This window comes from Novacetimonas hansenii (genome assembly GCF_014843995.1).
Classification (GTDB): Bacteria; Pseudomonadota; Alphaproteobacteria; order Acetobacterales; family Acetobacteraceae; genus Novacetimonas; species Novacetimonas hansenii.
Genome location: NZ_CP062147.1, coordinates 1345030 through 1364904 on the forward strand (window position 1 = coordinate 1345030; position 19875 = coordinate 1364904).

Here is a 19875-nt window from a genome sequence, read left to right on the forward strand (position 1 = left end):
GCTTTTTCAGCAGGGAGCTGTCATGTCCGAAACCAAGAAACTTCTGATCCTCCCTGGCGATGGCATAGGCCCGGAAATCATGCGCGAAGTCGCGCGCATCATGGCGTGGATGAGCCGCGTGCGCGGGATCAATTTCGATATTACCGAGGATCTGGTCGGTGGTGCATCGCTGGCGGTTCATGGCGTGCCGATCCGTCAGGAAGTGATTGACGAGGCCCGCGCCGCCGATGCCGTCCTGTTCGGTTCGGTTGGGGACCCGAAATGGGCTTCCGCCGGGTTTGACCTCCGTCCTGAAATCGCAATCCTGAAACTGCGTCAGGAACTTGGGCTGTTTGCCAACCTGCGTCCGGCCAAGGTGTTCGACGCGCTGGCTGATGCCAGCACGCTCAAGCCCGAGGTGGTACGTGGGCTGGACATCATGATTGTGCGCGAAACGGTGGGGGGCATCTATTTCGGTACTCCGCGCGGGATCGAGACCCTGCCCGACGGGTCACGGCGTGGCATCAATACCGAGGTCTATAGCACGTCGGAAATCGAACGTGTCGCCCGTGTGGCCTTCGACCTTGCGCGCAAGCGGGACAACCGTGTCTGTTCGGTTGAAAAATGCAACGTGATGGAAAGCGGCCTGTTGTGGAAAGAGGTCGTGACGGACCTGCATGCGCGGGAATACGCGGATGTGCAATTGACGCATATGCTGGCTGATAACTGTGCAATGCAGCTTGTGCGCAATCCGCGGCAGTTCGATGTGATCGTGACGGGCAACCTGTTTGGCGACCTTCTGTCCGACCTTGCCTCCATGCTGACCGGCAGTCTGGGCATGCTGCCTTCGGCCACGCTGGGTGCGGTGGATGCCGATGGCAGGCGTCCTGCCCTGTATGAGCCGATCCATGGCAGCGCGCCCGACATTGCGGGCAAGGGTCAGGCCAATCCGCTGGCGCAGATCCTGTCGTTTGCGATGTTGCTGCGTTATTCGTTCAACATGCTGGAAGATGCAGAGATGATCGAGACGGCGGTGGCCAATGTGCTGGCCAGTGGCCTGCGTACGCCTGATATCATGAGCCCCGGCATGGCCGTTGTTGGCACCGAGGTCATGGGCGAGGCCGTGGTCCGCGAACTCGACAAGCTCCAGCAGGGCTGAAGCCGTATCTGTCACACTCAATGAGGCAGCATTGAAAGCCGTACCTGCTGGGCAGGTGCGGCTTTTATGTTTCGTGGGGAAAAGATGCTGCGTTGGCATCATGGCTTCCGGGGGCTGCCTGAAACGGGCAAGGGACATTGCTCCCTGCAAATCTGGACCTGATCCATAAATTGTTGGGAATTGTGGGAGGGGACTGAGTTTTTCCGATCTGGAAAAACCCGGGTAATAATCAAGAAGTTTCTGATGATGATTTTTAAAGAGATTGTTTGAAAACAAATCATTGATAAAAAATAAGAAGAGTTTTTTGGTGCCGCCTTTTTTCAAAAAGGCGGCCTCTTCTGAAGCTTTTTAGAAAAAGCTTCACCAAAAACCTTTGTTATTTCAGAATGTTATTGAGCCTGACTATGTTACGCAGCCTCTAAAAAGGAGAATGCGTTTCAAGGCTTTATGAACAAAGTCTCGCAAAGAGATTTTGTCATTCCAGTCAGGTGCCGGCACCTATCTTTTCAACCGGGCGTGTGGGTAGGCACAGGCCATGCCTCCGCACCTTACAGGCCGGGCTTGAGCACATATCCCTTGCCACGTACGGTCTGGAGGAAGCGCGGCTCCCTTGGGTCGGGTTCGATCCGGCGGCGCAGGCGCGTGACCTGCACGTCAACGGCACGTTCGCCGATTTCATCCATTTCCAGCGTTTGTGCGATTTCATGGCGCGAGAGGACTTCGTTGGGATGGCGCGCCAGCACCGCAAGCAGTGCGGATTCGCCGCCCGTCAGGTGGACGATTCCGTCCTGTCCGCTCAGCAGGCTGCGGGCGGGATCGAACTCCAGTTCACCAAGCCGCACGATGCGCAGGTTATTGGTGGGTGGCGGCGGGGCAAAGCGACGCAGGTGCGCCTTGAGCCGTAACAGCAGTTCACGTGGTTCAAAAGGCTTGCCAAGATAATCATCGGCCCCGGCCTCCAGCCCGATGATACGGTCTTCCGGCTCCCCGCGTGCGGTCAGCAGCAGGATGGGAAAATCCAGCCCTTCGTTACGCAGTTCGCGTGTCAGTTCCAGCCCGTTTTCACCCGGCATTGTGATGTCGAGCACAAGGGCGTCAGGCTGCATGAAGCCAAGGACCTGTCGTGCTTCATGCGCGGAGGCCGCGGCACTGACGCGGAACCCCTGTTCGGTAAGGTAACGTTGCAGCAGGCGGCGCAGGCGCGGGTCGTCATCGACCACGACGATATGGGCGTCCATACCAGCCGGTTCGCGTGTCTGTGCGGTGGGGGATGCAGGGCGGGGGGACCTGTTCATTCACGGCTCCGTTGTGTCTGAGCGGGTGCTTTGTCATCGCGATGGCGCGCCATATTCTGTGATTCCTCAATCAGGCCGCGCATGACCTTGCGGAATCCTTCGACCGCCGGACCACCCGCGTCGCGATATACCCGCAACAGGACATCACGCTGCCGTTCGAACAAACGGCGTTCCATTTCATATCCTGCGTCGGTCAGGCGCAGCAGGCGCATGCGCCGGTCACGGGTGCTGGCGCGTTGGTGAAGCAGCCCGCGACGCACAAGGTCGTTGAGGGCACGCGCCATGCTTTGCTTGGTAATCGACAGAATGTCCAGCAGGGCGCCGACGGAAATATCCGGTTCGTTTTTCACGAATTGCAGGATTCGCTGGTGCGCATGTCCGATCTGCATCTCCTCCAGCAGGGGATCAAGCAGCCCTGCGAACCCGCGACAGGCCTGTGTCATCAGCATCTGTGCCTGGCGCATGTCCTCGTCGCGCAGGAACAGGAGTTCCACGCCTGCGCGCGGGCGTATCGGCCGGGCCGGAGGCAAGGGGGGGCGACGTTCTGTCAAGGGCAGGTGCTGCGGGCCAATGGGGGGATCAGAATGGACGTCCCATCAGGCGGTTCTTCAGCCGTGTGATCCGCGCGATATCGGCCAGGCGACGGTCCAGGAATTCCTCCACCGTCGCCATGTTGCCGCCCCGCGCCAGCCAGAACAGCAGCGTTGAGACATAGATTCCCGTCAGCGATGCGCGCTTGGTCAGGTAGGTCACGCCCTGCGAATCGTCCCCTGCGGCGGCCCAGATGGCGTTGACGCTACGCGCCAGGCTGCGTGCAAGCAGGCGTGCGTGCCCCGGCACCATCAGCACCGACAGGGCGTGGCGCACGGCAGGGCGATATCCACTGGCATCGTGCAGGCGAAACATGATGGCGGCACGCACCCTGCGGCTGAGCTTGCGGGAATGGAAACCGTGGGCGGCGGCCTGCATGTCACGGTCGGCCAGGTCGAAATAGGCTTCAGCCACCTCGGCGATCCCGCCGGGGAACAGCAGGTCGGCATCGTCGCCCGCGACCTGCCGTACTGTGGCCATGGACCATTCGCGTTGTCCCGCGCCCTGCATCATCCGGCGCAGGGCGGCGTCACGCGCGGGGGAGTGATCGAGGGCAGGGGGCAGTAGGCATGATGCGGCCGATGCCGTGAGGAAGGACCCGATCATGCCTGTTCTTCTCCGTAACGTGCCATTTCAGTGTCAAACCCCATCTTCGCCAGATCGTTCATCCGCATCGGATATAATATGCCGTTCAGGTGATCATATTCATGTTGCATCACATTCGCCAGAAATCCCGATGCCGTGCCTTTCACCTGCCGCCCCTGTGCATCGTATCCGTGATAGGCGACGCGGGTGTGGCGGGGAACCCATCCGCGCAGGCCCGGAATCGACAGGCATCCCTCCAGCCGCAGGACCGTTTCTTTCCCGATCGGTGTAAGATGGGGGTTGATCAGGACCTGTGGGCCGCAGGGCTGGTCATCGGGTGCGCCGCTGCTGCGGGTGTCAGGCACGCGATAGACGAACACCCTGCATGAACGGTGTACCTGTGGCGCGGCAAGGCCCACGCCACCTGCGTCTTCCATCGTTTCGATCATGTCCGCCACCAGGCGTGCAATGTCGGGGCCGGTGGGGTCCGTGACCGCGTCCGCACGACGCAGCAGCACGGGATGCCCCATCCGGGCGATCTTGAGCAGGGTCATGGAAGGTTTGAGTCCTTTCGCATCTGGCCATTTCTCATCCGGCCGTTTGTATCCGGTCATGTGTATCTGGCATGAAAGCGCGTCATCTGCGTTGCGTGCATGGGACGGTCGTGAAATAACCTGCCCCGGCACAGTGTAAAAGCAGCGGAAAGATTTGTGTTGCCGGATCGGGCTGTGATATAGGTGCGGCCCGTTTGGGAATCGCACGCAGGGAATGACCTCGGGCGGTCATCCCCCATTACAGATACCCATCGCCGCCGGCGCAAGTGACGGCTTAAAGCAGGAGTTGACGACCCAGTGCAGGTTCTCGTTCGTGATAATAACGTCGATCAGGCTCTCAAGGCCCTCAAGAAGAAGATGCAGCGCGAAGGCATCTTCCGGGAAATGAAGCTGCGTCGGCACTATGAAAAGCCGTCTGAACGCAAGGCGCGTGAAGCTGCTGAAGCCGTGCGCCGTGCGCGCAAGATGGAGCGCAAGCGTCTGGAACGCGAAGGGTTCTGATCTGGTCTTCAGATACCGGGCATCGCCCGTGGGAAAAGCCGGCTTCCGCATGGGGTCGGCTTTTTTTATGCCGTGCCGCCAACGGATCGTGGGATGATCCATGACGCCGCCGCCTGATCCCCTGTCATCGGTCAATGGCCCGTCCATGGGCGCGCGACATCTGGACAGGCTTGTCCGGCGTGTGCTGCCGCGTTCGCTGTTGGGGCGGATGTTGCTGATCGGGTTCATTCCCCTGCTGGTGACGCAGGGGATCTCGCTCGAACTATTTTATGGCAATTACCTCAAGATCGTTTCGCGGCGGCTATCGGCTGGTGTGGTGAACAACATCGCCATGACCATCGACGTCATGGAACGCTATCCCGCGCCATCGGACCGCGCCTGGATCCTGCGGGATGTGCATGAACGCGCGCAGCTTCATATGAGCTGGCGCGAAGGGGACAGCCTGCAGCGCGTGGGATCAAACCATGTGCTGGGCCCGGTGGATGATGACCTTGTGCGTGACCTGCGCGTCGCGCTCGGGCGGCCTGCCTTCGTGGATTGGAAAAGTGATCGCCGTATCGTATCGGTCTTCATCCAGATGCCCGATGGCGTCCTGCGCGTCGATACCCCGCGCAAGCGATTGGATGTCGCACCGGTGTGGCTGTTTGTCGCCTGGGCAACGGGCAGCGCGCTTGTGCTGTTCTGTATCGCGGCGTTCTTCATGCGCAATCAGGTGCGTGCCATACGGCGTCTGGCGCGGGCGGCGGAACTGTTTGGCCTCGGGCGTGACATCGACCCGATCCACCCCGAAGGCGCGCAGGAAATCCGCAAGGCGGCGGTGGCCTTCAACCGCATGCGTGACCGCATCTTCCGTTTTGTTGAGCAAAGGACATCCGTTCTGGCGGGGGTATCGCATGACCTGCGCACGCCGCTGACACGCCTGCGCCTGACATTGGCGATGATGCCGCGACAGGGGCAGGTCCGGGCTGAAGACCTGCAACCCGATATCGAGGACATGGTGGCCGATATCGGGGAGATGGAACATATGATCGAGGGATATCTCTCCTTCGCCCGGGGCGAGGGGGCGGAGGTTCCGTCAATGGTCGATGTGGGGGAACTGCTGACCGAGGTTGCGGTGGCGGCCCGTCGTGCCGGGGCGGGCGATATCAGTGTCCATGTTGCGCGCCCGTTGGGTATCGTGGTGCGGCTGGCGGCATTCCGGCGTGTGTTGTCGAACATCGTCGAAAATGCACGCCGCCACGCCAATCGCATCTGGCTCAGTGCGCGCAAGAAGCGTAACGCCACCGTCATTTATGTTGATGATGACGGATGTGGGATTGACGAATCCCGGCGTGAGAGCGTGTTTCGCCCCTTTGAAAGCGGGCGTGACGGGGGAACAGGGCTTGGCCTTGCCATCGCGCGCGATATCATCCACGCCCATGGGGGGGAAATCCGCCTTGAAAGCAGCCCGTCCGGTGGCCTGCGTGTCCGGATCATCATCCCGGACTGATCGGGGCCAAGGGGCGCGTGTTCCAGATGATCTCTTGGAGAGTGTTTGAAATCAACTCATTGATAAACAACAGGAAAAGTTTTTGGGTGCTGCCTTTTTTCAAAAAGGCGGCGTCTTTCGAAGCTTTTTGGAAAAAGCTTCACCAAAAACCTTTATAATTTCAGGATGTTATCACGCCTGACGTTTCAAACAGTCTCTTATGGAAAGTTCTTCAAGGGCGGGAACGGTAATATTCTGGAATCATGAAGGCTGCTGCGGCCTTTTTGAAACATGCCACAGACAGGGATTTTATTGGTGGGTGTTGCCTCGCTTGCCCTTGCCGTGGTGCAGGCGGTGTGATGGCAAGGGCAGTCCCCTCATGCCAGACAGGCAAAAGCCAGCGATTGCCAAGGTGATGCGGCCTGATGACATGTCATCAGGAAATTGTCCCCGACCATCATGCCATGTGGGGCCATGGCAAAAGGCCCGTCAGGCTCAGGGAAGCGTGTTCCCCTGCCCACCATGGCCCGGACCACCGTTCATGCTGTTCATCGGGCCAGTACTGCCGCCATAGGTGCTGGTCATCTGGCTCATGGGGTTATAACGGCCCACATTGCCAAGGATCTGCTGCATGATGTTGATCTTGGTGCCCGGCGTCGGGGTCTTGCCCATCGCCATGCTGACATATCGCGCATCGTCCTTGTGCAGGGTCCGCAGGTTGCGAAGGATGCCACCTTCGTCAAACGTCAGGACTACGACCTGCTGCTTGTCGATGTGGGGGAAGCTGATCGGCGCAAGCGTCTGGCGCATCGAAATATAGATCCACGTATTGTCATCGAATGTCGCGCGGCTGGTGGGGGAGCCAAGGAGGTCCATGACATCGGAACGTGAACTTTTGCCGGTCTTGAGCTGATTATAGTCATCTGCCTGTACCAGGGAGCCGCGCTGGATCACGCTGGGCTTGAACGCGACGCATCCCGACAGCGACAGGCCAACCCCGATGACAGCGCATGAAAACAGGCGTAAGGAACGGGGGCGGGAAAAGATGTGCTGCTCTGGCCTCATGATCGGATAAAGCGTCCTGGTAAGATGCTGCAGATAGACAGTCCGACCTTCCGGGTGCCTTATTGGTCAAATGAAGTCAATCGCAGATCGGATGCAAGGCGGAAAAACACATCCCCTCCGCCAGGCCCCATCCGGGCAATCCGGGTAAGGGGCGCGCGGCATGCCCGTTGGACCGGCACATCCGCCCCGGCGGCGGCAGGCCGGAATTGCAGGAGAAGATACGAGCTATGGACCCAGAATTTTCCCGTCGCGTCATGGTGGGACGTATTGCGTCCAAGGGGATGGAAACCTCCATCGAGGCCACGCCAGAGGAATGCAAGGCCCTTGCGCGGCGTTTCGGAATCCCCGCGATCCGCGACCTTGCCTGCCGCTATCGCCTTGTGCCCGGCCCGCAGGGGGAGGTGATGGCCGAAGGGTGGCTGACGGCGCACGTCACGCAGGAATGTGTCGTCAGCCTTGAACCCTTTGACGATGCCATCGCCGAATCCTTCACCGTGCGGTGCATTCCTGCCGAACGCTTTCGCGAGGATGACGAGGTCGATCCCTTCAGCATCGACGAGGTGCCCTATGAGCGCGAGGCCATCGACCTTGGCGAACTCGCGGCGGAGGAGCTGTCCCTTGGCCTTGACCCGTATCCGCACAAGCCCGGCAGCACCATACCGGCTGACCTGCTCGATATAGAGGAAGACGAGGCGGCGGAAGACGCGGAGGAACCCCGGCGGCAGCCTTTCGCAGCCCTTGCCGAGCTGAAGAAAAAGCATAACTGAGGCGTAAAACCGCGTATCGGGGGGCAGGGACGCCAGGCGGATCGCAAGATCGTCTCTTGCGGAATGTCGGATCGTCTGCTAGAGCGCCCCCCTCAATTGTTGATAACTGACCGGGTGACGCCTCGCTGGCTTTACCGGGTTGTGATCCCAGATCGGAGGGGCCCAGGCCCATGGCTGTACCTAAGAGAAAAACCTCGCCGTCCCGTCGTGGCATGCGTCGCAGCCATGCTGCGCTGCCCGTGCAGGCACATGCGGAATGCTCCAACTGCGGCGAACTGAAGCGCCCGCACCATGTCTGCAGCCACTGCGGGCACTATGACGGCCGCGAAGTCGCATCCGCCGGCAAGGCGCTGAAGACCGCCGTCCGCGCCTGATATACGTTTCGACGCGGTTACCTGCCGGGACGGGAAGCGCCATTGACATGGCGCGGGACAGCCACATATCGGCATCCCGCCCGTCCGGATCGCGCAGGGAAATGCTGCATGAAGGGGGTGTTCCCATTCGGCACTTGCGCGTTTTACCTTCACCCGGCACAAGACGAGCATGACCGAGACAGGTTCCTCTTTTTCCGCGACACAGTCCTATACTCTGGCCATTGATGGAATGGGTGGGGATGGTGGCCCGGAAGTCGTGGTGGCCGGACTGGCGATTGCCGCTGACCGGCATCCATCCGCCAAAATCCTTCTGATTGGTGACGAAAACAGGTTGCGCGCCCTTTTGGCGCAGCATCCCCGCGCCGCGGCGATTTGCACGATCCGCCCTGCCGGTTCCGCCATATCCATGGAAATGAAACCAACCGCCGCATTGCGGGTGCGCGATTCCTCGCTGCGCCTATCGATGGACGCCGTCGCCAATGGCGAGGCAATGGGCGTGGTCTCCGCCGGCAACAGCGGCGCAATGCTGGCGCTGGCCAAGATCGTGATCAAGACCCTGCCCGGCATTTCGCGTCCCGCGATGGCGGCGATCAGCCCGACGACAAAGGGCGATGTGGTCATGCTTGACCTTGGCGCAAATGTTGCGTGTGACTGGCGGAACCTTGTCGAATTTGCCGTGATGGGCGAAGCCTTTGCCAAGGCGGTGCTGGGCCTGCCCGCGCCGACGATCGGACTGCTGAATGTCGGGTCGGAGGAGCTTAAGGGGGACGAGCGCCTGCGCCAGGCTGCCGAAGTTCTGCGTGGCAGCCCGCTTGCGCGGCAGTTTCATGGTTTTGTCGAAGGACACGACATTACCGCTGGCACGACCGATGTGGTGGTGACGGACGGCTTTACCGGCAATGTTGCGCTCAAGACCGGCGAGGGCGCGCTGAAGATGGCCTTTACCCTGTTGCGACAGGTCTTCAGTTCCGGCCTGCTGGGCAAGATCGGCTATCTGCTGGTGCGCCCGGGGCTGGAGCGGATGAAGGAATGGCTCGACCCGCGCCGGTATAATGGCGCGGTGTTCGTCGGGCTTAACGGTGTGGTGGTAAAATCGCATGGCGGCACTGACGCCGAGGGGTTTGCCTCGGCCGTGGATGTGGCGATCGACATGGTCACGCACGATTTCAATGCCGGTATCCGTGACCAGCTTTCCCGCATGGGAAGCCTGACGGCCAGCAGGTTCAGTAACGAAAAGGAGCCGACACAGGTAGTTTCGGCTTCCTGAGTCGCTGCCGTGGGCAAGGGGGTACGCGCACCTGTCGGGCTGCGTGCATGACCCTGCTCCCAACAGGTTTGGACAGACACGCATGAAGGCGAGACGCTCGCTGCTGAAGGGTTTTGGCGGCTACCTGCCGGACAGAATCGTGACCAACGATGAACTGGCCAGTCGGCTGGAAACTTCGGACGAGTGGATACGCGCCCGCACCGGCATCGCGCAGCGTCACCGCGCCGGGCCGGAGGATACCGCCGTCAGCATGGCGGCCCATGCAGGCAGGCAGGCGCTTGAATATGCCAATGCCAGCGCGGATGATGTGGACGCCATCATCGTCGCCACCAGCACGCCGGATCAGGCCTTTCCCTCAACCGCGGTGCGGGTGCAGGCCGAACTTGGCATCACCGGGGGCTTTGGCTTTGACATCGCGGCTGCGTGCTCGGGATTCATCTTTGCCCTGTCCACTGCCGACGCCCTGATTCGCAGCGGGCAGGCCCGGTCCGCCCTGGTGATCGGCAGCGAGGTCTATTCACGAATTCTTGATCCTGATGACCGCTCTACCTTTGTTCTGTTTGGGGATGGCGCGGGTGCGGTCTTCCTGCAGGCGACAGAGGAAGGCGGGACGCAGGGAATCGTATCCACGCACATGCATTCCGACGGCCGCTATGGCGACCTGTTATATGTGGATGGCGCAATCGGGCAGTCCGAAAAAAGCGCGCACCTGAAGATGCAGGGGCGCGATGTCTTCCGCCATGCGGTGGCCAAGCTGTCATCGTCGGTGGATGAGGTGCTGGCCGCCAACGGCCTGAAATACGAAGACGTTGCATGGCTGGTCCCGCATCAGGCGAACCTGCGGATCATTGATGGCGTTGCGCGCAAGTTGCAACTGCCGCCCGAACGGGTGGTGATTACGGTGGACCGTCATGCCAATACCTCTGCCGCCTCGATCCCGCTGGCATTGAACGAAGCCGTACGTGACGGACGGATTCGCAGCGGGGATCTGGTGCTGATGGAGGCACTGGGCGGTGGCCTGACATGGGGCTCTGCCCTGGCGCGGATCTGACTGCCGCGCCTGTGTCCGCTGGCATGCGGACGCAAGAAAAAAACACACATGTCAACACATTGAATTGACGCTGGCGGATGGCATGCATAACGTTGCTGCATGAGCACAGTGACCCGCGCCACTCTGGCAGAACAAATCTATAGTCAGGTTGGACTTTCACGTCATGAGTCCGCCGACATCCTTGAACACGTCCTGGAAAAAGTGGCCCATGCACTCGAGGCGGGGGACACCGTAAAGATCAGCGGATTCGGTACGTTTTCCGTCCGCAAGAAGGGGCGACGGACGGGACGTAATCCCAAAACGGGGGTTGAGGTTCCGATTCTGCCGCGTTCCGTCCTGGTCTTCCGGCCCAGCCAGCTTTTGCGGGCGCATGTGAACGGTGATACCGGACATATGAATGCAGAGGACGACGAATGAATGTCCATGACCCCGCGCACGGCGTCGTAAACGCCGCCACGGCCACACAGGCATCCACGCAGGACGCCCTGCCGATTTACGAAGTCGCACGGCAGCTTGGAATCGCGCAGCATGTCCTGAGGACATGGGAAAACCGCTTCCCGCAATTGCAGCCCATCCGGGGGCAGAGCGGGCGGCGTCTTTATCGCGCGGACGATGTGGACCTGCTGCGCCGCATTTCCGATATGCTGTATGTCCGCCACCTTTCGCTTGGGGAGGTGCAGCGAATCCTTGCCGGGGGTGAGGGAGCGCAGGACCGCGCCGATGCGGTGATGGCCCCCGCTGATGCGCCCCGTGCTGCCTCTGACAATGTCGTGACATCCACTGCGGTCGAAATCACGGATGTGCAGGTGGAAGAGGTCGAGGCCGTTATCGTCCACGAGCAGGTGCAGGCAGCCCCGGCGGAGGCACAGGCCCCGGTCGCCTGCGCCGCACCGCCCCCTGAAACGGCACCAGTGGCGGAAAACGATGCGTCGATCGCACCTGTGCCGACCTCCGTCGCAGCCTCTGTCCCCGGGGATGTCGAGACAGCGCCTGCTATAGAGGCAGTAACGGTGCCGCCTGACCATACGCCCGTGGTGGAGCCTACCACATCGGTTGGGAGCCCACCCGTGCAGGGCGAGACACCGCCCCCCCTGATGAAGGCTCCGGTGGCACCGGTCGTCGAAGCGGCGGTGGGAGAATCCGAAGATGCTTTGCCCCCGATCGGGAGTGAGGCTGATCGCGCGGTGGGGGATGCCCCTGTCGGGCAGGCCCCGGTTGAGGAGGCGCAGGAGGAAGAGCCGCCGCTGGAGCAGCTTGTGATGTTGGAGCTTGAGCGCCTGCGCTCGGAAAACGGGGTGCTGCGTGAGCATCTGCGTGGCGTTCTGGTCGAGCTTGAGGCCCTGCGGGAGATGGTGCCGGTCTGAAGATCATGCATCCCGCCAGAAGATCTTAGAGACTGTTTGAAAAGTCAGGCACGATAACATACTGAAATGATAAAGGTTTTTGGTGAAGCTTTTTCCAAAAAGCTTCGAAAGACGCCGCCTTTTTTCAAAAAGGCGGCACCCAAAAACTTTTCCTGTTTTTTATCAATGACTTGTTTTCAAACACTCTCTTATCGAACCCGGATATGACCTGCGCCTGTTTTTCAAGGCTGGGGGAAGGGGTGTGAAAGGGGCAGGAACCGTGATGGTCCTGCCCCTTTATGTTTTTATGGTCTTATTTTTGTAATTGAATGAAGAAGATGGCTTGCGGGCACCCGGCGGGCCTGCTACACGATGCGTCATCGCAGACAGGCGGGCAGTAGCGCAGCCTGGTAGCGCATCAGTCTGGGGGACTGGGGGTCGTGGGTTCGAATCCCGCCTGCCCGATATCCCTGTCTGCGATAAAAATCCTTAAAACATGGACTGTTCCGTGCCCTGATCTGGGGCACGTCAATGTGCATATGTCCGCGATCAGTCGCGTACCCGTGTCCAGTTGCGCCACAACATGTGCAGTACCGCCATGATGGCTGGTCCCACGAACAGGCCCAGCAGGTTCCAGCTTTCCGCCCCACCCAGAATGCCCGTCAGCACCCACAGGAACGGCAGTTGCGTCGATCCCCCAATCAGGGCCGGGCGGACAAGATGGTCGGCCAGGAAGATGACCGCCAGCCCGACCAGCATGATGACAATCGCGATCACCGCGCTGCCTTTGATCAGTAACAGGGTGGAGACGATGCCGATCGCGATCATGGCGCAGAATGGGATCATGGCCGCCACCGCCGTTACGACCCCGAACAGGAACGCATGGGGCGCCCCGGCGATCAGATAGGCGAGGCCCATCACCACGCCTTCGCCCATACCCACCAGCACAAGCCCGGCCACGGTCCCGTGGATGGAGGCGATGATCTGCAATGCGATCCGCTCCCCCCGCTTGCCAAAGGCGCGGCGTGAAACCACCAGGCACTGGCGGATCACGGCGTCCCCGTCCTTCAGCAGGAAAAACAGCGTCAGGATGGAAAAGATGAACAGGATGCCCCGATGCGCAAGCTGGGTGCCGACCTGCTGCGTCATCTTGACGCTCTGCCCGATGCGCAATGATCCCAGCAGGGCGGAGAAATCATCAGGGTCCTGCAGGTGACTTTCCCACCATGCCCGCAATCCCTGCGCACCGATGGGCAGATGGTCAATCCATTGTGGCACCGGCATGCCGGACTGGCGCGCGTTGTTCAGCAGGTGCAGCACGCCTTCGGCGTCGCGCGCGGCCTCCAGCCCGAACAGGGTAACAGGCACAAGGAAAATAAGGGCGATGCCCAGGGTAAAGGCCGCAGGTAGCAGCAGTTGGTGTGTCGCGGCATGCCAGCGTGTGCGCGCCCGGACATAGAGCGGCCATGACGCAATGGCAAAGATGCCGCCCCAGATCAGGGACGGCAGGAAACCACGGACCGTGTACAACGCCATGACGACGAAAAACAGCGCCAGCAGGCCGCGCGCGACCCGTTGCGCGCGCTGTGTCTCCCGAAAGGAGCGAAAGGCCCGCAACGATTGTCCGTTTCCCTCAAAACCGGGTTCCGGGACATGGGACTCGGCGCCAGCGTTCTTGTGGTCCGGCATGGTTATCCTTGTGATGGGGCACGCCCGGATGGAACCGGGCGGCGATGCAATGGAACGGGCTCAGGCGGTTTCGATGGCCCAGATGGCAAAGGCATGTATCAGGGCCGCATCGCGCAGGGAATCGAAACGACCTGTCGCACCCCGATGTCCCGCCTCCATATTGGTGCGTAACATGACCGGGCGCGATGACAGCGTATTTTCACGCAGGCGCGCCACCCATTTTGCAGGCTCCCAATATGTCACGCGCGGGTCCGTCAGTCCCCCCATCGCCAGAATGGCGGGATAGGCGCGTGGCCGCACCTGCTCATAGGCGGCATAGCTTTCAATCAGGTCGTACGCCGCCGCATCCTCCAGCGGATTGCCCCATTCGGGCCATTCCGGCGGTGTCAGCGGCAGGGACGCATCCGACATGGTGTTGAGTTCATCGACGAACGGTACGACCGCGACGATCCCCGCGAACAGGTCGGGGCGCATGTTCGCAATCGCGCCCATGACCATCCCCCCCGCGGAACGCCCGTCAGCGACGATGCGGCCCGCCGTCCCAAAGCCGCGTGCCACCAGATGTTCGGCGCAGGCGATGAAGTCGGTGAAGCTGTTTGGTTTGTTGGCGCCGCGTCCACCAAGGAACCAGTTCCATCCTTTTTCCGAACCGCCACGCACATGGGCGATGGCGTAAAACCACCCCCGATCCACCAGACTGAGCACACGGGTGGAAAAGTCGGGTTCGATCGCGTGGCCGTAAGACCCATATCCATAGAGCAGCAGCGGTGCGGAGCCATCGCAGGGTGCGTCATGGCGGCCCAGCACGGTAATGGGCACGTCCTGCCCATCGGGCGCGCGCACCATCAGCCGCCAGCAACGATAATCGGCAGGGTCATGGCCGGAAGGGACATCCTGCTGCTTGATCAGGGTGTGTGTGCGTTGCGCCATGTCATAGGTAAACCATTGCCGTGGCGTCGTGGGTGACTGATAGATGTAGCGCAGCGCCACCGTGTCATATTCATACCCCCCGCACAGGGAAAGGTCATAGGCTGCCTCACGCGGTTCAAGCGCGTGGCGGTCCCCGGTGCGGGTCTGCATGACGATGCGGCAGTTGGCGTCGTGGCGTTCGCGCCAGACCAGCCAGTTGGCAAAGGTCATGCATTCGGTGATGTAATGGCCGGGTTCATGCGCTACCAGCGCGCGCCAGTTGGCCCGCGCCGGTGCATCCTGCGGGGCAAGCATCAGCGTGAAATCCACCGCCCCATCCGCATTGGTCAGCACGACGAAATCCGTGCCCCAGTGATGCAGCCCGTACATCACGCCCGTACGGCGTGGTTCCACGCAGGTGGGGGCCGCATCGGGTGTTGCCGCCGGGATCAGCCATGTTTCGGACGTATCATGGTTCCCCGCCGTGATGATGATCCATTGCCCTGATCGCGTGGCCTCCACCCCGACAAAAAATCCCGCATCCTGTTCTTCATAAACAAGGGTGTCGGTATCGGACCCGACCGCCCGGCGATAGACGCGTGCCGGGCGCCCATGGTCATCGCGCCAGATCCAGAACAGGTGGCGCGCATCGGGGGAGAATGTGAATGCACCGCTGCAATTATCGATGGGGGCGCCAAGCATCTGCCCACTGGCGATGTCCTTGATGCGCACGCGATAGATTTCGGACCCCTGCGTATCCTCGGCATATGCGAACAGCCGGTGGTCAGGGCTGTGGATGGCGGTGGCGACGGCGAAATAGTCGTGCGTGGCGGCACATGCATTCATGTCCAGCAGCACCTGTTCATGCTGCGGTGCGTCGGTGCGATGGCGGGTGTAGACGGGGTATTGCGCGCCCCTGTCGTAACGGACGCCATAGGACCATGGCCCATGTGGCTGTGGGGGATAGGACTCGACCTCCTGCATCCGGCCCTTCATTTCCGCGACCAGGGTGGCCTGCAGGTCCTGCGTGCCGGACAGGATGTCAGCGGTGTAGGCATTTTCCGCCCGCAGATGCGTTGCGATATCCTCGCGCAGGAGGGAGGGATCGCGCAGCACCTCCTGCCAGTTATCGTCCTTCATCCATGCATATTCATCCACCCGCACGCGGCCGAGCTGTTCCATGCGGTGGGGGATCTTGCGCGCGACGGGGGGCGTGGTCATGGGCATCGGTCCTGTAATATTCGGTGGCGGGTTGCCCGCCATGGCGGCATGTCCCGCGTGAAATGGCAATAACGAATGGCGGAAATGATCGTGGCAACGATTATGGCAACGATCATGGCGGCCTTCATGGCGCGGCAGTCATGGCAATGACGTGCAAGGCGGGGCAGGGAGGCCCCGTCAGGTGTGCGGTGGCGGCGCAGGTGGCGCAAAGAACCGCCAGCCATCAAGCCCCGCGCGCAGGCGCTGCCCCCCGGCAGAGGTGGCGTCGATCAGGCCGGTGCGCAGGAACAGGTCGATCAGGACAAGGTTGACGTTGAACTTGAAGGCATCGGTGTCACGCACCAGGCGGAATGCCTCCGAAAGCGGGATCAGGGTGAATTCCTCCACCTCCCCATCGGCGGGGCGGGGAATGAACGTCTCTGGCAGAAGCAGTTCGAAACAATGCAGGATATCGCGACGCAGCCCTTCTGGCCGGTCAAGGGCATAGCGTATATTTACTGTCGGTGTTGCATGCGCCAGCAGGTCGGCAGGCAGGCTGGCTTCCTCCGCCGCTTCCTTTACCAGCGCCCCGGCAGGCGTATGCCCCGCGGGGATGCCGCCTGCGACAAGATGGTCCAGCTTGCCCGGGTCGAGCCGCTTTGTCATCGAGCGGCGCGCGATCCACAGGTGCAGCCCCTGCGCGCGCCGTACCAGACCGTTGAGATGTACGCCCTGCGCCATCAGCCCGAACAGAGGCAGCGCGCCACGGTCGATCCGCGCGACGGGCGGCAGGTCCATGTCGGTGCGGACATCGAACAGTTCATGGTGGGAGCGGTAGATCCCCTGTCGGGCCATGTCCTGGGCAATATGTTCCAGGCGTGCGGGATCAGGCAGGGTCACGATCCCATCGGCATGCGTCATGCCATGATCCACCAGCACAGGCAGCAGTTCTGGCGCGACCCATCCAGCAGCCGCCGTGCCCAGGTGGAAGGCAAGGCGCCGCCCCGGCAGGGTTGCGGTATTGCACGCGGCAATGTGGCGGAAAAAGGGATTCAGGTCGGTGGACATGGAACCATCATTTCATATTGGGGCCCCGTTGCCATAACGGCTGGCCCAGGGAGTGACAATCCCTTACCCCTGCGCCCGTCCCGAGCGTTAGCCGTCCCGACCGTGCCCTGGTCGCGGTGGTGTCGAATATGGCTTGCAAATCAGTCAGGGCATGTCACATCCGAAGGTATGACTGCTTCCCGTGCCACGGACCATCGTGCGTCCGATACCGAAACCTCTGCGCTCAAGACCCTGCATGCCCTGCTGCCCTATCTGTGGCCCCCCGGTGAACCGGGCGTGCGCCTGCGGGTGGTGGGGGTGTGCGTGCTGCTGGTGATGGCGAAGGTCGCGACGATCTGTGTGCCCTATCTCTACAGCCGGGTGATCGATGCGCTGCATCCGGGGCCTTCGGCGGGGATGCTGCCATTGCTGCTGATCGTGGCCTATGGGGGGCTGCGTATGCTGGCGGCGGGGTTGGGGGAACTGCGTGACGCGCTGTTCGCGCCCCTGCGCTTTCGTATCAGCCGTGTCGCCGCGGTGCGCAGTTTCGAACATATGCATCAGCTTTCGCTGCGCTTTCATCTCAACCGGCAGTCCGGCAGCGTCACCCGCGCCATCGCACGCGGGACGGAGGCGATCGAGACGCTGTTGCGGGTGGGCGTGTTCAACGTGGTGCCCACCCTGATCGAGGCATTGATGGTCATTGTCGTCATCTGGCGACTGTTTGACTGGCGTTATGCAGTGGTCATGCTGGTGGCGGTCATGGCGTATGTGGGCTTTACGGTGTCCTTTACATCATGGCGGATCGGGCTGCGCCGCCGCATGAACGAAATCAATAGCGAGGCAAGCTGGAAGGCGCTCGACAGCCTGCTTAATTACGAGACGGTCAAGTATTTCGGCAATGAGGCACATGAACGCACGCGTTACGAGGATGCGCAGATCCGTTATGAAAAGGCGGCGATCCGCACGCAGCTTTCCCTCAACGGGCTGAATTTCGGGCAGGCGGCAATCATCGCCGTGGCCCTGATCGCGGTCATGCTGATGGCCGCGCGCGATGTGGAGGCGGGACGGCTGAGTGTCGGGCATTTCGTGCTGGTCAATACCTACCTGATGCAGCTTTACCTGCCGCTGAACTTCCTGGGCAGTGTCTATTCCTCCCTGCGCAACTCTCTGGTGGATCTTGAACATATGTTCGCGCTGCTTGATGAACGCTCCGATGTGGTGGATCGTCCCGGCGCACGCCTGCTGCCCGCGCGACTGGACGAGGCCCCGGCGGCGGATGTCCGTTTCCGCCATGTACGCTTTGGCTATCGCGCCGGGCGTGAAATCCTGCATGACATCAGTTTCCACGTTCGCGCAGGCAGCCGTGTCGCCATTGTCGGGCCGACAGGGGCGGGAAAGTCCACCATCAGCCGCCTGCTGTTCCGCTTTTATGATGTGGATGCCGGCACGATCGAGGTGGATGGCCACGATATCCGCGATTATTCGCAATCCGCCCTGCGTGCCGCCATCGGGGTCGTGCCACAGGACACGATCCTGTTTAACGACACCATCGGCTATAACATCGCCTATGGCTGCCTTGGCGCGACGCAGGCACAGATCGAGGAGGCGGCACGGCTTGCGCGGATCCATGACTTCATCGCCTCGCTGCCTGATGGCTATGCCACGCGGGTGGGCGAACGCGGGCTGAAGCTGTCGGGCGGGGAGAAGCAGAGGGTGGCAATCGCGCGCACCATCCTGAAGAACCCGCGTATCCTGCTGCTGGACGAGGCGACAAGCGCGCTGGACACGCGTACGGAACATGAAATCCAGTCCGCCCTGCGCACGGTTGCGGCGCACCGGACCACCATCATCATCGCCCACAGGCTGTCGACCGTGATCGACGCGGATGAAATCCTCGTGATGGACAAAGGGGAAATCCGCGAACGGGGCGATCATCGCGCCCTGCTTGCGCGTGGGGGGCTGTATGCCGGGATGTGGGCCGCACAGGCCGAAGAAAACGCAAAGGCGCATATGGTGCAGGACTGATGCCATGGGCGGGCCTGTCCATTATGGGGCGGGTCATGCCTCCGTGCCCGCCGGCGGGCGCATGGGGCCACCCTCTGGTCAGCGGCGTGGGCAGGGTCCATATGAAGGACACGAACTGACAGCCGGAAGGGAGTTTTCCTGAAATGACGGATACAAAGAACACGCCCCATGACGCAGGTGCCGCAGGCGCCGGGCAGGATGGCGGCATTCCCGCAGAACTGAGCCATTGCGGCGCCGTTGTGGACAAGGCGATCGAATACATGCTGGGCGAGAACCTGCCGCCGCTCGCCGTTTCGTCGGCATTGCTGGGCGGTGCGCTGGGGCTGCTGTCACGCACCATGGGCAAGGACGCCATGCAGGCGATGCTTGAAAACGCGCTGCACAGCGTCCAGGCAGGTGAACTGCACCCCGAACATGACCGCGTGGGCAAGAACTGACACATGGTTTCTGGCGCCACCGACCCAGCGAATCAGGGTGGCGCAGGGGTAAAAAACCCTGTTTTCAGACAAAAAACGCCGAATCATGGCATATCCGTCTTGACGGATTGCGGTGGTTTGGCGATAAGCCGCGCCTAATCTAGACGATCCTTAAGCCGGGCATTAGTGCCTCGGCCCCAGTCTTATCCGAGGATGATACTTATGTCTCGCCGTTGCCAGATCACGGGCAAAGGCGTGCTGACCGGAAACAACGTCAGCCACGCCAATAACAAGTCCCGCCGCCGTTTCCTCCCGAACCTGCAGGAAACATCGCTCCTGTCCGACATCTTGGGAGCGCCGGTGCGTCTGCGCCTGAGCACCAACGGGATCCGCACGGTCGAGCATAATGGCGGTCTGGACGCATTCCTGCTGTCCACGCCCAACCGGAAGCTGACGCCAGAGGCGATGACCGTAAAGCGTCGTATCCTGCGCGTGCAGGTCCGCAAGGCCGCCGCCGCGGCCTGAAGGCGGCATGCCCCGCATCCCGCGCCCTGAATGGCGTGGGGTGGGGCGTGGCGTAAAGGCCT

The 19875-nt window shown here is 61.5% G+C and carries 20 protein-coding genes and 1 tRNA gene; 13 read left to right on the forward strand and 8 right to left on the reverse strand.

The genetic code is table 11. The features are described 5' to 3' along the window. Positions 1-22: 22 nt before the first annotated feature. Positions 23-1138 (forward strand): 3-isopropylmalate dehydrogenase, encoded by a 1116-nt coding sequence (gene leuB / locus IFJ82_RS05850; RefSeq protein ID WP_062809089.1) that lies wholly within the window; start codon positions 23-25, stop codon positions 1136-1138. 548 nt (positions 1139-1686) lie between these two features. Here leuB and IFJ82_RS05855 read toward each other — a convergent pair. The 4 genes from IFJ82_RS05855 to def are packed head-to-tail and all read right to left on the reverse strand — an operon-like array spanning position 1687 to position 4163. Then, the gene (locus tag IFJ82_RS05855; protein WP_040512102.1) at positions 1687-2376 is read right to left on the reverse strand and encodes a response regulator; all 690 of its coding nucleotides are present in this window, start codon (positions 2374-2376) and stop codon (positions 1687-1689) included. Positions 2377-2429: 53 nt separating this feature from the next. Then, complete coding sequence (locus IFJ82_RS05860) at positions 2430-2984, reverse strand: MarR family transcriptional regulator (RefSeq protein ID WP_307723140.1); 555 nt, start codon at positions 2982-2984, stop codon at positions 2430-2432. 28 nt (positions 2985-3012) lie between these two features. Further along, positions 3013-3630, reverse strand: coding sequence for a COQ9 family protein (locus IFJ82_RS05865; RefSeq protein WP_003620822.1), 618 nt, complete (start codon positions 3628-3630; stop codon positions 3013-3015). Continuing rightward, positions 3627-4163, reverse strand: coding sequence for a peptide deformylase (def, locus tag IFJ82_RS05870; RefSeq protein ID WP_192265907.1), 537 nt, complete (start codon positions 4161-4163; stop codon positions 3627-3629). Before def ends, IFJ82_RS05865 begins: the two co-directional genes overlap by 4 nt. A 297-nt stretch (positions 4164-4460) precedes the next feature. Here def and rpsU point away from each other — a divergent pair, with 297 nt between their 5' ends. Further along, positions 4461-4664: a 30S ribosomal protein S21 gene (gene rpsU, locus IFJ82_RS05875; protein WP_010506446.1), complete on the forward strand. Its 204-nt coding sequence runs from the start codon at positions 4461-4463 to the stop codon at positions 4662-4664. Positions 4665-4764: 100 nt separating this feature from the next. Beyond that, positions 4765-6153, forward strand: a complete 1389-nt coding sequence (locus IFJ82_RS05880; RefSeq protein WP_003620814.1) for an ATP-binding protein — start codon at positions 4765-4767, stop codon at positions 6151-6153. 474 nt (positions 6154-6627) lie between these two features. On the opposite strand, the gene IFJ82_RS05885 is transcribed toward IFJ82_RS05880, so the two are convergent. Further along, entirely contained in the window at positions 6628-7197 is a 570-nt protein-coding gene (locus IFJ82_RS05885) for an outer membrane protein assembly factor BamE (protein WP_003620809.1), read from the reverse strand. A 227-nt stretch (positions 7198-7424) separates the two neighbouring features. Here IFJ82_RS05885 and IFJ82_RS05890 point away from each other — a divergent pair, with 227 nt between their 5' ends. From IFJ82_RS05890 to IFJ82_RS05920, 7 genes are all read left to right on the forward strand, one after another. Beyond that, a complete protein-coding gene (locus tag IFJ82_RS05890; protein WP_003620807.1) occupies positions 7425-7964 on the forward strand; it encodes a YceD family protein in 540 nt (179 codons plus the stop codon). 170 nt (positions 7965-8134) lie between these two features. Continuing rightward, a complete protein-coding gene (gene rpmF / locus IFJ82_RS05895; protein ID WP_003620805.1) occupies positions 8135-8338 on the forward strand; it encodes a 50S ribosomal protein L32 in 204 nt (67 codons plus the stop codon). A gap of 169 nt (positions 8339-8507) precedes the next feature. Next, the gene (gene plsX / locus IFJ82_RS05900; protein WP_192265909.1) at positions 8508-9605 is read left to right on the forward strand and encodes a phosphate acyltransferase PlsX; all 1098 of its coding nucleotides are present in this window, start codon (positions 8508-8510) and stop codon (positions 9603-9605) included. 82 nt (positions 9606-9687) lie between these two features. Further along, positions 9688-10656 (forward strand): beta-ketoacyl-ACP synthase III, encoded by a 969-nt coding sequence (locus IFJ82_RS05905; RefSeq protein WP_062809084.1) that lies wholly within the window; start codon positions 9688-9690, stop codon positions 10654-10656. A gap of 99 nt (positions 10657-10755) precedes the next feature. Then, on the forward strand, positions 10756-11073 hold the full coding sequence (locus IFJ82_RS05910; RefSeq protein WP_003620799.1) for an integration host factor subunit alpha: 318 nt from the start codon (positions 10756-10758) through the stop codon (positions 11071-11073). Continuing rightward, positions 11070-12020, forward strand: coding sequence for a MerR family transcriptional regulator (locus IFJ82_RS15890; protein WP_192265911.1), 951 nt, complete (start codon positions 11070-11072; stop codon positions 12018-12020). Before IFJ82_RS05910 ends, IFJ82_RS15890 begins: the two co-directional genes overlap by 4 nt. Before the next feature lie 370 nt (positions 12021-12390). Next, a tRNA-Pro gene (locus IFJ82_RS05920) sits at positions 12391-12464 on the forward strand. 84 nt (positions 12465-12548) lie between these two features. Here the strand turns inward: IFJ82_RS05920 and IFJ82_RS05925 are convergent. The 3 genes from IFJ82_RS05925 to IFJ82_RS05935 form a co-directional block, all read right to left on the reverse strand. Further along, a complete protein-coding gene (locus tag IFJ82_RS05925) occupies positions 12549-13688 on the reverse strand; it encodes an AI-2E family transporter (RefSeq protein ID WP_003620793.1) in 1140 nt (379 codons plus the stop codon). Between the two features lie 60 nt (positions 13689-13748). Next, a complete protein-coding gene (locus IFJ82_RS05930; protein ID WP_192265912.1) occupies positions 13749-15818 on the reverse strand; it encodes a S9 family peptidase in 2070 nt (689 codons plus the stop codon). A 177-nt stretch (positions 15819-15995) separates the two neighbouring features. Further along, positions 15996-16865, reverse strand: a complete 870-nt coding sequence (locus IFJ82_RS05935) for an NUDIX hydrolase (protein ID WP_075625063.1) — start codon at positions 16863-16865, stop codon at positions 15996-15998. Between the two features lie 168 nt (positions 16866-17033). Here IFJ82_RS05935 and IFJ82_RS05940 point away from each other — a divergent pair, with 168 nt between their 5' ends. The 3 genes from IFJ82_RS05940 (at position 17034) to rpmB (ending at position 19813) form a co-directional block, all read left to right on the forward strand. Then, positions 17034-18872 carry an ABCB family ABC transporter ATP-binding protein/permease gene (locus IFJ82_RS05940; protein ID WP_062809081.1) on the forward strand — a complete coding sequence of 613 codons (1839 nt, stop codon included), beginning with the start codon at positions 17034-17036 and terminating at the stop codon, positions 18870-18872. Positions 18873-19015: 143 nt separating this feature from the next. Then, positions 19016-19309, forward strand: a complete 294-nt coding sequence (locus IFJ82_RS05945; protein ID WP_075595082.1) for a hypothetical protein — start codon at positions 19016-19018, stop codon at positions 19307-19309. 201 nt (positions 19310-19510) lie between these two features. Further along, a complete protein-coding gene (rpmB, locus tag IFJ82_RS05950) occupies positions 19511-19813 on the forward strand; it encodes a 50S ribosomal protein L28 (protein ID WP_003620780.1) in 303 nt (100 codons plus the stop codon). Positions 19814-19875 lie beyond the last annotated feature (62 nt).